We start from the raw sequence: 12,968 nt of genomic DNA on the forward strand, positions 1-12,968 counted from the left end.
TCCCCATCCCTAAATTATTATTTTCATAATCTATTACGATGAATACCTTGTAAAGTTTAAACAATTAAATTCCCTTTGTCTATATATTTGAATAATATTATTATAAAATTTACAAATGCAAAAAAAGCCAAAGGGAACCACCCTTTGGCTTTTCATATTTTTTTATGCTGTTTAGAAATCTTTTTCCACTTATCACGCTCTGCTCTCGCAAGAATAGCATCTTGTTTTCTCATAAAATACGCCAGTTCTCTTTGTAATTTTTTATAGCTTTGCAAACGATTTATCGTAATAATTCCGTTATCAATTGCATTATGCACTGCGCACCCTGGCTCATTTTCATGTTTACAATCCCTAAAACGGCACGTTTTTGCTAATTCTTCAATATCAGAAAATGTTGTTTGAATTGCATCGCTTCCTTCCCAAAGCTGTAGCTCCCTCATACCCGGAGTATCAATAACTAAACCACCACTCGGTAATCGGAACAATTCACGATGAGTTGTCGTATGCCTTCCTTTACTATCTTCCTCACGAATATCTCCCGTTTTTGCTACTTCAAGTCCTATGAGTGCATTTAACAAAGTGGATTTTCCAACCCCCGATGACCCGACTAAAGCAATTGTTTTTCCTGAAGAAACAAATTGCTGCAACGATTCAATACCAGTATGCTTTAAACTATCAACGACGAAGATCGGAACACCAATTGCCACAGCTTCCGTTTCAACAATTTTCTGTTCCACGTCTTCACATAAGCTACTCTTTGTTAAAACAATAACAGGCATTGCACCACTTTCATACGCTAATAGTAAATAACGTTCTATTCTTCTTACGTTAAAATCATGGTTAAGCGCATTTACTAAAAATAGATAATCTACATTTGCTGCTATTACTTGTTCTTCCGTTCGATTACCAGCCTCTTGTCTAGAAAAAGAGCTTCTTCTTTGAAAAATACGATGAATAATTGCTTTCTTTTCATTCTCTATTTTCTTTATATACACCCAATCACCAACCGCTGGATAATCTCCCTTCGTTACTGCTTCATGCCGAAACTTTCCAGACAGCTCTGCCATATATTCACCATCATTACAAATAATTCGATATATATGTTTATGCTCTAGTAAAATACGCCCTACTTCAAAGTTCTCTACAGCTTGTTCTTCAAAAAAAGAATCCCAGCCGAATGATTCTAAAATATTTTGATTCAAATTGATATCCTCCCTAGTTTAAGCTAAGCGGAAGGATCGTGCGCTCACTTATACAGTCTCGCCCTTTCCATCCACCTTTGTATTTGGTTTATGATTCATATACGTTATTTTCGCCATAAAACATCACTCCGTTCTCATTTTAATTACTCTCATTATATGGAATATTTATTTAAAAAGCTACCTCATTTAACGCAATTTTCAAATATTTTATTTTTCATCATTCTAATTTGTCCACGGTGACTAACCTCATCTTCTAGCACATGAAACCACAGATAGTGTTGGTTATGCACTACACCGTTAGGCCACTTTCTTTCTGACATAAGCCATTCATCATCTTGTTCACTCAAATACTTCAGAGATTCTTCTCGAACACTTTGTAGAAGTTGTACATAATACTGTATTTCATTACCACGAATTGTTCTCCCCGCTTCCCCTAAATACAGTCCGTCTTCCCATATTTCTAATTCTTCTTTTGTAAAGTCGCGCTCTTGAAATGAAATAAGTTGATGGGCTTTTTCTATAGCTGCTATATGCTTTAGTAACGCTCCGATGGAATTCCCTCCACTCGTCATAATGAAATCTAATTGCTCAACAGATAGATCGTTTATTTCCTGTAATGTTACAGCCCTCGTATGCTCCAGCATGCTTACTAATTCCCCTATATTTTTTGTATAACCATCTACACTTCTTATTCGATAATCTATATTCATATCACGCACCTCTTTCTACATTCATATTAAGGAATAACCGCTTCATATAATAGACTGAAATATATCAGATTTTTCTGTTATAATTAAATTGAATACGTAATAAACCCAAACAAACTTTCTCAATATGCTTCTATGAAATATTAAAAGGAATCAATATAAAAGAATCGAATCTTATTCACTAAAAGGAGTGGATTCGATGGAAATGTATCAATGGCTAACTGCTGTTCTCGTTGGTGGCATTACCGGTTTCGTTTCCCATCTTATCAATAACCAAGGCAAGTTATTGCTTCCACGCCGTTTGAAAACTTTTTTCCACTTTGGGTTTTTGACTGATATTTTCACTGGTAGCTTAGCTGCACTTCTTGGACTCGTTTTATTCGATGTCACCTTAATAAAAGAAATTATAAAAGTATCCATTGTGACTGCTATTTCCGGTCAGACTTTCTTACTGCACCAAGCGCTTGGTGGTGAGCAGGCTAAAAATTCACAAATTGGGAAAGCTGATGAGAAGATTCAAGAAATTGACAAATTATTACGACGTTAGTCTATACTTTCTTTAAAAATTATTGCTATAATAAACAATAAATATTTTCTATTGCGTCGTTTGTCAGAAGAAAGGGTGTTTCGTATGACAAAAAAGAAAATAGAAGATTTCTTAACAAACACTGAAAAAGAGGAACTGCTAGAAAACTATAAATGTTTACGAGAAGCCCGCACAAAAAGCGAAGCTAATTATTTTGGTGAAGCAGTAGACCATCTATTAAATAAAGCAAAACAACGAATTATTAAAGATGCAGGCATACATGATGAAAATGCAGCAACAGTTCAATCAAAGAGAAAAGCACTGTTTTAGTTACATTAGCTAAAACAGTGCTTTTTATTTAGAATTTTTTCTTCTTGCCATGCTATATTCTCTCTGCCTTTATTCTTCCCATTTTTACAGTTTCAAAAGTCATATAGGCCTAGAGATCCACTTAATAATATTAGCCCGTGCAAACCATTTTAATAATAGGTTTATTAAATCGCTTCTTTTAAATCTGAATGCGGATTTGGTCCGTATTGATTGCCACTTTCTTCACTTTCAATGATAAAAAATACAAGTAAAACAACGCTACCAAACGGTACGAAATTTAATAGTTGCCACCATCCTGTTTTCCCAATATCATGCAATCGTCGTGCACCAACCGAAAAACTTGGTATAATCATTACTAACATAAATAGCAACGCAATAATAGCAACTAACACCTCTGAAAATGATGATAAAAATAACAGTAACCAAAAAATTACGATATTCGATAAACTAAAAGTCCAGTACTCTTTTCGCGTAGCTCTACCACTAAAATTCCCATAATTCTTTAGAGCTTTCAAATACCATTGCATTTAAACCTCTCCCTTTTATCCCCAATAAAATTAAAACATGTAATTATTAACAGTTAAGTAGAAATATAACACAGCATTTATGTAAAATCCATATCCTAATCTAAATTATCCTCTATTAAAATAGTTTTTTCTTTCAGCATTTTTCACATTACTTTCACATCTATTTCACAAATATAAGTAGTCCTATATGTTAAACTACATATATCCTTTTCCAAGGAACTATATGCCGATATATAAATCCCTATCTTTGTAGGGATTTTTATTTTTGGATTCTCCATAACTTTGTTACAATGCCTATACACTATTTCTCTACTTTCTGTAGCTTCTGCACTTAAAAACTACTTCGTGTATTATTACTCTTCTAATATTGATTTAATATATTTCATATTTGGTTTTCAACTGACATTTTCATTGCTACACTAACTGCACTTCTTGTACTCGTTTTATTTGATGTCACCTCAACCGAAGAAATACAGCTATTTTTTATTTGAACAGGCTTTATGACGCAATTCCTGTTTCATGATTTTCAGTAAGTTTTTCACTTTTTCTAAACAATAATAAAGCAACTACATATAGGAAAGCAGTAAAACTACCTACAAATATAAAATTGTGAGATGCAGCAAATAGCAGTCCTGCTATTGCCGCTCCTATCATTTGACCAATATACATCGAAGCATTAGCAAGAGCTGCTCCTGTTCCTCTTGCTACACTGGACATGTTTTGTAAGTGCCTCATCATCAATACAAACAAAATTCCTGTCACAAAAAATAAAACAAAGAATAATAACTCCACAAATATAATGTTCTTTACATGAGGAAGTAATACATATAGCACTGCTGTAAATAGAATGCCGCCATAGAAAGAAAGGTTATAACCAATTTTATTTACGATTCTAGGACCAAAAATATTCCCAGTTAAATTCCCTAATTCTAATATGAGCATAGCTGTTCCTATTTCATGAATTTGTAAGCCAAATTGAATGGAAAGCCATACGCCAAAGAATGAAAATGCAGCAAAATTACCAGTTTGAAAAACAAAATATGCAAAATAAGAAAGTGAAACCTTTGAATCTGTAAGTAATTGTTTATAGCGTTTTAAGATATTTGTTTTATTTCCACCTATATGAACCGGTTGTATTTCTGGTAATACTACATAAATAAGAATGACAAGTAGTGCTGATAATATACCAATGACGAAGAATGGTGTAGTATAGTGTATCATTGCTACATACGACCCTACTGGTAGACCTAAAATTTGAGAGATTGATAACCCTGCTGTTGCAATCCCAATCGCCTTTACAATTTGCTCCTTCTCTATAAGGAGCGGAATAGATGCCCACACTTGTGGAGATACAAAGGCTGCACTTACACCTGCTAAAAATCTAAATGCTAGCATCCATAGAAAACCCGGTGCCATTCCACATAAAAACGTACTTAACGCAAAAAAACTCATTCCTATTACCATCACTTTTTTTCTGTTTAAGCCATCTGATATAGGACCAGCAATAAGTGCAAATCCAGCGTATCCTAAAGCATATGAACTTACCATCCACCCTGACAACTCAGTTGAAACATGATATACCTGTTGTAATGTCGGTAAAAGTGGTGAAATTAAGAAAGTATCTGTACCAATCATAAACATTATCGTAAAGAATACAGCTAGTACTCTTTTCATTTAAATCTTCTCCTTTTATATAAAAAGAGGGAACTACCCCTCTTTTTAACTAAGCTTCTAAAATAGATTCAATCTCTTTCATAACCTTTTCATTCAATGAAACTTCCACCGCTCTTACACTTTCTCTTATTTGCTCCGCTCGTTTCCCACCAGGAATAACAGTATCAATTCCTTTTTTGTTTAGAAGCCACGCTAAAGCTAAATGCGATACTTCAAGATTCATTTCTTTAGCTAAGCCTTTTAACATTTCTACTTTCTTAAAATTACTTTTGTATGTATTTTCTTCAAAGAGATTTACACTTTGACGCCAATCCCCTTCGTTCAATTTAAAATATTCTGTATATTTTCCACCTAGTATCCCAAAGGCAAGAGGCCCATACGGAATAAATGAAATACTTGTTTCTATACAATACGGCAAAAGTTCTTCCCCAGCATTACGATCTAACATATTATATGGTGATTGTACAACATCTATATGTCCGTGCTGATTCGCTTCTTTTAATTGCTCTACATTAACGTTAGATATTCCAATTGAACGAATTTTCCCTTCTTCTTTTAGGCGATTAAGCTCTCCAATTGAATCTATGTAACTTGTTTCAGGATTTGTAAAATGTAAATAATATAAATCAATATAATCAGTTTGTAATCTTCTTAAGCTATTTTCCACAGCATTTCTTAAATAGCTTGGTTCATTATTAATATAAACTTCTCCATTTAATAACGGCTGTATTCCACCTTTTGTAGCAAGTACAACTTCGTGGCGTTTTCCTTTCAATACTTCCCCTACCAATTCCTCTGATCTACCGAATCCGTATGAATCTGCTGTATCAAAAAATGTAATCCCTTGCTGAATAGCTTCTTCAATTAATTGTTTTCCTTCTCCCTCATTCACATCAGCATATAAATTATGTCCCCCTACAGCGTTTGTTCCTAGCCCCAACTTTGAAATATTAAGTCCTGCCTTTTGCAATTTTATATACTTCATTTTTTCTCCCCCTATATTTCTATTGTTCGAATATATTCGAACAATAGAAATATACCACTTTGTATGTTATAGTGCAAATATATGAACTTATACAAGCAGGTGAAAAAATGCGTACTCTCTATCATCCAAATCGAGAAGAAATTCAATTCTCTTCTGTCTTATACGCACTTAGCGATCAAATTCGTTTACAAATTGTAACTATGCTACTAGAGAAAAATGAACAATCTTGTGGTGCGTTAAACATTCCAATTGCGAAATCAACTTTATCTCACCATTTCAAGGTTTTACGTGAATCCGGTGTTATGTATACACGCCTTGAAGGCACACAACGTTTCATTTCAATTCGTGAAGATGACTTAAATGCTAGATTCCCCGGTTTATTAGATGTCGTAATACATGCGACAGAACCATACTAAAAAAACATCCCACATGAATATGGGATGTTTTTTTAGTTTTTCTATTCTTTTCATACAGTAAAACTTTAATCAATGAGGACTTTGTTCATCACACACTAGGAATACATGCGTTTAATTCTTTTTTACTTTAATAATTTGATTACATTTTATACACACCATTAATATAGGGCCACCTACCTGTTTCAATTCCTGTAGTTGCTTATGCTCACACTCCTCCATATTATTACCTCCCTTATCATATAATTAGGTCATTTTGTAATCACTATAACTACTAAGTCCATTCCTAATTTAAGGTCTGAATAAAACGTTTAAACGCCGATATCCCTTCGTCATCTCGTTTAAAAACACCAGCATCTTCAAGCGCCTTTATAAATTTCCGTCCCACTTCTTCTCTTATAATCTCCTGTACATTGTGTTCATGTATCCGATTGCCATATTTGATTTTTAATTGTTCTGCCCATCGTATATGAGGCGTTGGAATATCACTTGGAATGTTAAGTAAGAATTTTTCCACTTCCTGAAGTTCTGTTTTTAAACGCGCCGGAAGTACAGCTAACCCCATTACTTCAATCAGTCCGATATTTTCCTTTTTAATATGTTGTATTTCCGCATGAGGGTGGAAAATACCTAGCGGATGTTCTTCACTTATACGATTATTCCGCAAAACAAGATCCAATTCGTACATACTATTCCGGTAACGAGCAATCGGAGTTATCGTATTATGTGGAACATCATTCGTAAATGTAAATATATTAACAGATGGATCACTATATCCCTTCCACCTCTCTAATATGTACTCCCCTGCATTTACTATTTGTTCTATGTCTTTACTTCTTAAGCGAATAACTGACATAGGCCATTTAATAATAGAACATTGCATTTCTCGAAAATTAGTTAGTTCAAAAATTAGGTCGTTTGATGCATTTGCCATAGCAAATTCATAGTTTCCACCTTGATAGTGGTCATGTGTTAGAATAGATCCTCCTACAATTGGCAAATCTGCATTGGAACCAAGGAAATAATGTGGGAATTTTTCTACAAATTTTAACAAACGTAAAAATGTTTGACGGTCAATTTTCATATCACGGTGTTCTGAAGACAATACAATACAGTGTTCATTGAAATATATATACGGAGAATACTGTAGAAACCAGCTTTCATCTGTAAGATTCATACGAATCATACGATGATTCGAGCGTGCTGGATGTCCAATTCTCCCTCTATATCCTTCATTCTCAATACAGAGTAAACATTTTGGATAATTTGTACTTTCCAATACTCTCTCTCTAGCAATTTGTTTCGGGTCTTTTTCCGGTTTTGATAAGTTAATCGTTATATCAATGGGTCCATATTCCGTATTTACTTTATAATTTATATTTTTGGCAATTTGCTTCATTTGGATATAGTTGCTGTTTTTACTTAACTCATAGAAGTAATTTGTCGCAGCCTTCGGATTTTGTTCGTATTTTTCATAAAATAGAGAATTGATAACGGACGGTTTGGACATAAAAACATCCATAATTGCACTTGCTAAAATCTCCTTCTCGTCCATTACTGCCTCAATGACTTTATGCATACAAGCATATTCAATTAACTCTTCCAATAACTCCGAAATTGCTTTCTTTGCGGGTGCGGGCGCTGACGCTTCCACTACAAAGTCATCTAAACGAAGTAAGGAAAGGATTTGATTCCTTGTATATATTTCATCTTCTTTTTCAATTAATTGAACTTCAATAGCACGATCAATTAACTGCTGGATAACTTGATATATCATCAGTATATACCTCCTCTAACCTTATAGCGGTTTTCGTTGTTACGATGCAAGTTCTATGTACCTTTTATAATTGTACGGGATAACCACCAGCCTAATATACATTTCGTAAAAAAGAATTAAATACTAGATTCCCCTGTATTGCGACAGAACCATACGAAAAAACATCTCATATTCATATGAGATGTTTTTTCGTATTTGCTATTCTTTTAATAAATCTATTAATCCATTCCCTTCAGATGTACGTTCATACCCTAAAGGTACAGTTCTTTTAATAAGTTGTGCATATATTTCTGGCTCTGATAACTTTCTACCATATTCTCTCTCACACTGCTTAATGAGCAATGCCAGTGCTCCAGCAACATGCGGTGTTGCCATAGAAGTACCACTTAATACCGCATATTTTCCTTCGGGATACGTAGATAATATTTCATCACCTGGCGCCACTAAATCAATTTCTTGATTCGAATTACTAAAACATGCGATTTTCCGTTCTAAATTGACAGCACCGACTTCAATTACTTCTGAGTACGCACCTGGGAAGTCCAGTTCCTCCGTGTTATCATTACAATCTCCATTATTCCCAGCAGCACATACGACGAGAACATCTTGTCTTACCGCATTTTGAATTGCTTCATGTAATTCTAGAACGTCTTGCGGGCCACCAAGTGACATTGAAATGACCCTAACTCTTTCTTTATTAGGTCCTCTCCAATTTACAGCATAATGAATCGCCTCAATAATTTGCTCATAACTTCCAGAACCATCTCCCGCTAAAACCTTTAACACTAACATTTTAGCAAGTGGTGCGACTCCTAAAACACCAACACCATTTTCAGTCGCTGCAATTGTCCCCGCTACATGAGTACCGTGTCCGTTATTATCAAGATAAATATTTGGATCCCCTTCGTAATCTTTCGTGAAATTTCTTCCACCGATAATGCGATCCTTTAAATCTATATGATTCACATCACAACCTGTATCTAATACGGCAACAACAATATCTTTTCCTTTCCCACTCTTCTCCCATACTTGTGGAGCATGAATGAGTTGTACACCTGGTGGAATTTCATTTACTTGTTCAACCACCTTATTTACTGTAAAAGGAATCAATTGTATACCTTTTTGTTTATTCGCTGTACTACTATTCATCGTAATCCCTCCTGAAAATATATTATTTTCATTTCAGACCACTTTTGAAAAGGTTTAAATGTAACATTCGTTTTATTCGTTTCGTTTTCCTTCCTTAAAAATATTTCTCAATATAGCTTACTAATTTTATACTACTCTTTTATTAATCTCATAATTTTTATTCACCAAAAATCCAATTGGTACAACCAATAACAAAAATAAAAGGACCAATTTAATGGTCCTTTCATAGTTTTTAAAGAATGATATGAAATTTTAAAAATAAAATAAATTAAGACTAAGCCTCACTCTTATTTAAAAACTTCTCTATTTCTTTTATTAAATATTTCGCTCCATCTATACTAACAGTAATGTTTCCATTTGCTAATGATATGTTTTGATTTGAAACATCACCTGTTATTTGACAAGCATTGTAAGGTTGATATTTTTGTAAAATGACTTTATCTTCTTCTACGAAAATTTCAAGTGGTGATTTGATTTGTATTCCTAATACTTCTCGTAACTCTTTAGGAATAACAATTCGTCCTAATTCGTCTACTTTTCGAATAATTCCTGTTGCTTTCATATTACTCCCCCCTTACTTTCTATTAATTTTTCCACCTCGCTCTTTCCATTTTATCACTTTTTGGTAATACTTGTATCTTTTTAGAAAATTTTGTACTCAAGTTAAAAATACACATTTAACGAATACGTAATCTCTCTTTCAATTGTTTTAAATAAAGAGATCGTATCAATAAGAAATATACAACTTGAATTCCTACGAAAACACTTAATACAATCGCATTTTCTTTAAATAGTGAGTACTCAAACATCTGTCCCAGTGCAGTTAACGCTACTGCCCCGTGTAATGTTGCAACACCTATTGGAACGAAGAATAATAGTGCTAATCGAATTGTAACTACTTTCGATAATTCTCCGCTCGTTAAACCTACTTTTCTAATCATTTCAAACAAACGAGTATCATCCTCTAAATCAGAAAACAAACGGAAGTAAAGGAAGCTTCCTGCACATACGAAAAATACTATACCAATAAAGAAACCTACAAATAAAATTGGTCCTGCTATTTGTAAACTTTGGTTTTGTTCGTACTCTTCTGCACTAAACGTTGCATGTTCTTCATAAGTCTTTATCTGATGCGTAAGTTCTTTACCAACTTCAATTTCATCTTTCGTTCCCTCTGTTTTGTACACATAATCTTTTTCCTCTTTAAATCCATCTTGTAATGCATCATATTGATTTTTAGAGATTACATAAACGTTACCTCTTAGTATTTTACTTAATGAAGAAGTATTAACTTTTTTCACTTTTAAAGATTCATTCAAATGTGGTAAAATAATTTCTTTTCTTTCTTTCATCGGTGGGCCTGGTATATCGACTGATAAAAATAAAGCTTCTTTATTTGCTACAGTTTGAAATGGTTCTCCTGTTAACTTCGCATACTCCTTATAATCTGATTCTTTTATGAAAATAGCACTTCTTAAAGACTGCTCCTCTGCCCTTTTCGTTGAAATAGTAGCTTTAGACGCTGTTATACTATGCTTCTTTAATCCTTCATTAATCATCTTCAAATGCTGTGATTCATTACTATTTCCTTGCTTGGAGTGGTAATGAAACGCAATTGGTCTTTCCATAATTTCTTTCGTCATTGATGTGAAACCAACTAATGTACCTATTGCTGAAAATGCTACAGTTGAAATAATAGTTACAATAAAAAACATTCTGGCGTTGTCTCTCATACGGTAAGCTAAATCTGATAACGTAACAATATTTGTCTGTGTCCAATAGAAACGTTTACTTTTTTTACATAGTCTAATAATAAAGACACTCAACTGCTTGTACAGCAAATACGTACCAATAATGACTACCGTTGTAACAGGAATCATCATGACAAATACCATTGCGCCGTGTGACAGAAGCGCTCCTGCATATCCCGCACTAAGCAATATGACTGCTAATATAGAAGAAATAATGGAAGCTTTCGGTTCCGGCTTCGCTTCTGCTGATCCTCTAAACAATTTCATTATTTTATTTTTTCGAATCATTCCTGCACTAAACAATGAAATGATCATAAATAATACGAAAAACATAATACTCGTTACAACAATGGCTTTCATTGGTATGTAATAAGCTAAGGAAATATCTAATTTTAATATCATCGGAGCTACAAATATTAACATGCCGGAAAATAGCATTCCTGCAAGTATTCCAAAAATAATTGCCCCTATCCCAATCATAATATTTTCAAAGAAGATAAGACGCTTTAATTGATATTTCGTCATACCTAACATCATTAAAATTCCTAATTCACGCTTTCTCGTTTTTAAAAACATTCCCATCGAATATAAAATAAAGAAAAATGTAAATAAGTAAATAATGGACTGTGCAAAAGACATACTTACGAACACGTATTGCCCCAGTTCTCCAGCACTTAATGCCGGATGAAACGCAAAAAATGAATACACAAAAAAGGCCATAATAGCAAATGCACTACTTAAAAAATATGCTGAGTATGTTCGTCTATTTCGTGTTACATTCCGGTATGCGAGTTCTCTAATGTTCATATTACTTCTCCGCCCTTCTACTAACTATGTTTTTATATTAGTAAAATACGGAAATACCTTCCATCGATTCAAATGACAAAAACCTTACATTATTGAAAGGTTTCAAAAAAATTGCTTAAACGAAGCAGTTTCATTATAATGACTACATTCATATTCATACACGCATCCTATTGTATATTCGCTAGTTTTGCGAAATAATAAAGGATAGAAGTATGTACCAATATACATATAAACTTAATTACTGCTTTAATATGAATAGGAGGAAACATAATGACATTACAAGAACAGATTATGAAAGCATTACATGTTCAGCCTGTAATTGATCCGAAAGCAGAAATCCGTAAACGTGTTGATTTCTTAAAAGATTATGTAAAAAAAACAGGTGCGAAAGGATTTGTACTTGGAATTAGTGGCGGACAAGACTCTACATTAGCTGGACGTTTAGCTCAGCTTGCAGTGGAGGAAATTCGTAATGAAGGTGGTAACGCAACGTTTATCGCCGTGCGCCTTCCTTATAAAGTGCAAAAAGACGAAGATGATGCGCAATTAGCATTACAATTTATTCAAGCTGATCAATCTGTTGCATTTGATATCGCTTCAACAGTTGATGCTTTCTCAAGCCAATACGAAAACTTATTAGGTGAATCATTAACAGATTTCAATAAAGGTAACGTGAAAGCACGTATCCGTATGGTTACACAATATGCAATTGGTGGACAAAAAGGTCTACTTGTTATCGGAACAGATCACGCGGCAGAAGCTGTAACAGGATTCTTTACAAAATTCGGAGATGGTGGTGCAGACCTATTACCATTAACGGGATTAACGAAACGCCAAGGACGTGCTCTATTACAAGAATTAGGTGCGGACGAGCGACTTTACTTAAAAATGCCAACAGCTGATTTATTAGATGAAAAACCAGGTCAAGCTGATGAAACGGAGTTAGGTATTTCGTATGATCAACTAGATGACTATTTAGAAGGTAAAGCAGTTCCAGCTGACGTTGCAGAAAAAATTGAAAAACGTTACGCAGTGAGCGAGCATAAAAGACAAGTACCAGCATCAATGTTTGATGATTGGTGGAAATAAATAAAACATAAAAAAGAAGCTAATCTCATTA

Annotated in this window: 13 protein-coding genes; 4 read left to right on the forward strand and 9 right to left on the reverse strand. The window is 33.9% G+C overall.

Features of this window, described 5'->3' with window-relative positions; genetic code table 11:
- Nucleotides 1–152: 152 nt before the first annotated feature.
- Nucleotides 153–1,202, reverse strand: coding sequence for a ribosome small subunit-dependent GTPase A (gene rsgA / locus JDS82_RS11690; RefSeq protein WP_001073065.1), 1,050 nt, complete (start codon nucleotides 1,200–1,202; stop codon nucleotides 153–155).
- Between the two features lie 182 nt (nucleotides 1,203–1,384).
- On the reverse strand, nucleotides 1,385–1,912 hold the full coding sequence (locus JDS82_RS11695) for a DinB family protein (RefSeq protein WP_001018111.1): 528 nt from the start codon (nucleotides 1,910–1,912) through the stop codon (nucleotides 1,385–1,387).
- A 196-nt stretch (nucleotides 1,913–2,108) separates the two neighbouring features.
- Here JDS82_RS11695 and JDS82_RS11700 point away from each other — a divergent pair, with 196 nt between their 5' ends.
- Together JDS82_RS11700 and JDS82_RS11705 are read left to right on the forward strand one after the other, a co-directional pair.
- A complete protein-coding gene (locus JDS82_RS11700; protein WP_000426319.1) occupies nucleotides 2,109–2,456 on the forward strand; it encodes a DUF4257 domain-containing protein in 348 nt (115 codons plus the stop codon).
- 84 nt (nucleotides 2,457–2,540) lie between these two features.
- The gene (locus JDS82_RS11705; RefSeq protein WP_000162604.1) at nucleotides 2,541–2,765 is read left to right on the forward strand and encodes a hypothetical protein; all 225 of its coding nucleotides are present in this window, start codon (nucleotides 2,541–2,543) and stop codon (nucleotides 2,763–2,765) included.
- A 164-nt stretch (nucleotides 2,766–2,929) separates the two neighbouring features.
- Here JDS82_RS11705 and JDS82_RS11710 read toward each other — a convergent pair whose 3' ends face one another.
- The 3 genes from JDS82_RS11710 to JDS82_RS11720 form a co-directional block, all read right to left on the reverse strand.
- Entirely contained in the window at nucleotides 2,930–3,292 is a 363-nt protein-coding gene (locus JDS82_RS11710) for a DUF805 domain-containing protein (protein WP_199713305.1), read from the reverse strand.
- A 498-nt stretch (nucleotides 3,293–3,790) separates the two neighbouring features.
- Nucleotides 3,791–4,966, reverse strand: a complete 1,176-nt coding sequence (locus tag JDS82_RS11715; protein WP_199713308.1) for an MFS transporter — start codon at nucleotides 4,964–4,966, stop codon at nucleotides 3,791–3,793.
- A 49-nt stretch (nucleotides 4,967–5,015) separates the two neighbouring features.
- Nucleotides 5,016–5,951 carry an aldo/keto reductase gene (locus JDS82_RS11720; protein WP_199713311.1) on the reverse strand — a complete coding sequence of 312 codons (936 nt, stop codon included), beginning with the start codon at nucleotides 5,949–5,951 and terminating at the stop codon, nucleotides 5,016–5,018.
- A 107-nt stretch (nucleotides 5,952–6,058) separates the two neighbouring features.
- Between JDS82_RS11720 and JDS82_RS11725 the strand changes: the two genes are divergently transcribed.
- Complete coding sequence (locus JDS82_RS11725) at nucleotides 6,059–6,367, forward strand: ArsR/SmtB family transcription factor (protein WP_001259916.1); 309 nt, start codon at nucleotides 6,059–6,061, stop codon at nucleotides 6,365–6,367.
- A gap of 283 nt (nucleotides 6,368–6,650) precedes the next feature.
- Here JDS82_RS11725 and galT read toward each other — a convergent pair whose 3' ends face one another.
- The 4 genes from galT to JDS82_RS11745 all read right to left on the reverse strand — a co-directional run bounded on the left by galT (nucleotide 6,651) and on the right by JDS82_RS11745 (nucleotide 11,848).
- The gene (gene galT, locus JDS82_RS11730; protein WP_199713313.1) at nucleotides 6,651–8,141 is read right to left on the reverse strand and encodes a UDP-glucose--hexose-1-phosphate uridylyltransferase; all 1,491 of its coding nucleotides are present in this window, start codon (nucleotides 8,139–8,141) and stop codon (nucleotides 6,651–6,653) included.
- 198 nt (nucleotides 8,142–8,339) lie between these two features.
- Nucleotides 8,340–9,290 (reverse strand): serine protease, encoded by a 951-nt coding sequence (locus JDS82_RS11735; RefSeq protein ID WP_199713316.1) that lies wholly within the window; start codon nucleotides 9,288–9,290, stop codon nucleotides 8,340–8,342.
- Between the two features lie 274 nt (nucleotides 9,291–9,564).
- A complete protein-coding gene (locus tag JDS82_RS11740; protein ID WP_061671834.1) occupies nucleotides 9,565–9,852 on the reverse strand; it encodes an AbrB/MazE/SpoVT family DNA-binding domain-containing protein in 288 nt (95 codons plus the stop codon).
- A gap of 115 nt (nucleotides 9,853–9,967) precedes the next feature.
- Nucleotides 9,968–11,848: an ABC transporter permease gene (locus JDS82_RS11745; RefSeq protein WP_199713318.1), complete on the reverse strand. Its 1,881-nt coding sequence runs from the start codon at nucleotides 11,846–11,848 to the stop codon at nucleotides 9,968–9,970.
- A gap of 270 nt (nucleotides 11,849–12,118) precedes the next feature.
- On the opposite strand from JDS82_RS11745, the gene nadE reads away from it, so the two are divergent.
- Complete coding sequence (gene nadE, locus JDS82_RS11750; RefSeq protein ID WP_076536961.1) at nucleotides 12,119–12,937, forward strand: ammonia-dependent NAD(+) synthetase; 819 nt, start codon at nucleotides 12,119–12,121, stop codon at nucleotides 12,935–12,937.
- Nucleotides 12,938–12,968: the final 31 nt, after the last annotated feature.

Source organism: Bacillus cereus group sp. N14 (genome assembly GCF_016483555.1).
Taxonomy (GTDB): Bacteria; Bacillota; Bacilli; order Bacillales; family Bacillaceae_G; genus Bacillus_A; species Bacillus_A wiedmannii.

What these genes read in the sequence shown, in the direction of transcription:
- JDS82_RS11695 (WP_001018111.1), bottom strand. Translation starts at nt 1,912, where the DNA reads ATGAATATAGATTATCGAATAAGAAGTGTAGATGGTTATACAAAAAAT.
- JDS82_RS11700 (WP_000426319.1), top strand. Translation starts at nt 2,109, where the DNA reads ATGGAAATGTATCAATGGCTAACTGCTGTTCTCGTTGGTGGCATTACC.
- JDS82_RS11705 (WP_000162604.1), top strand. Translation starts at nt 2,541, where the DNA reads ATGACAAAAAAGAAAATAGAAGATTTCTTAACAAACACTGAAAAAGAG.
- JDS82_RS11710 (WP_199713305.1), bottom strand. Translation starts at nt 3,292, where the DNA reads ATGCAATGGTATTTGAAAGCTCTAAAGAATTATGGGAATTTTAGTGGT.
- JDS82_RS11715 (WP_199713308.1), bottom strand. Translation starts at nt 4,966, where the DNA reads ATGAAAAGAGTACTAGCTGTATTCTTTACGATAATGTTTATGATTGGT.
- JDS82_RS11720 (WP_199713311.1), bottom strand. Translation starts at nt 5,951, where the DNA reads ATGAAGTATATAAAATTGCAAAAGGCAGGACTTAATATTTCAAAGTTG.
- JDS82_RS11725 (WP_001259916.1), top strand. Translation starts at nt 6,059, where the DNA reads ATGCGTACTCTCTATCATCCAAATCGAGAAGAAATTCAATTCTCTTCT.
- galT (WP_199713313.1), bottom strand. Translation starts at nt 8,141, where the DNA reads ATGATATATCAAGTTATCCAGCAGTTAATTGATCGTGCTATTGAAGTT.
- JDS82_RS11735 (WP_199713316.1), bottom strand. Translation starts at nt 9,290, where the DNA reads ATGAATAGTAGTACAGCGAATAAACAAAAAGGTATACAATTGATTCCT.
- JDS82_RS11740 (WP_061671834.1), bottom strand. Translation starts at nt 9,852, where the DNA reads ATGAAAGCAACAGGAATTATTCGAAAAGTAGACGAATTAGGACGAATT.
- JDS82_RS11745 (WP_199713318.1), bottom strand. Translation starts at nt 11,848, where the DNA reads ATGAACATTAGAGAACTCGCATACCGGAATGTAACACGAAATAGACGA.
- nadE (WP_076536961.1), top strand. Translation starts at nt 12,119, where the DNA reads ATGACATTACAAGAACAGATTATGAAAGCATTACATGTTCAGCCTGTA.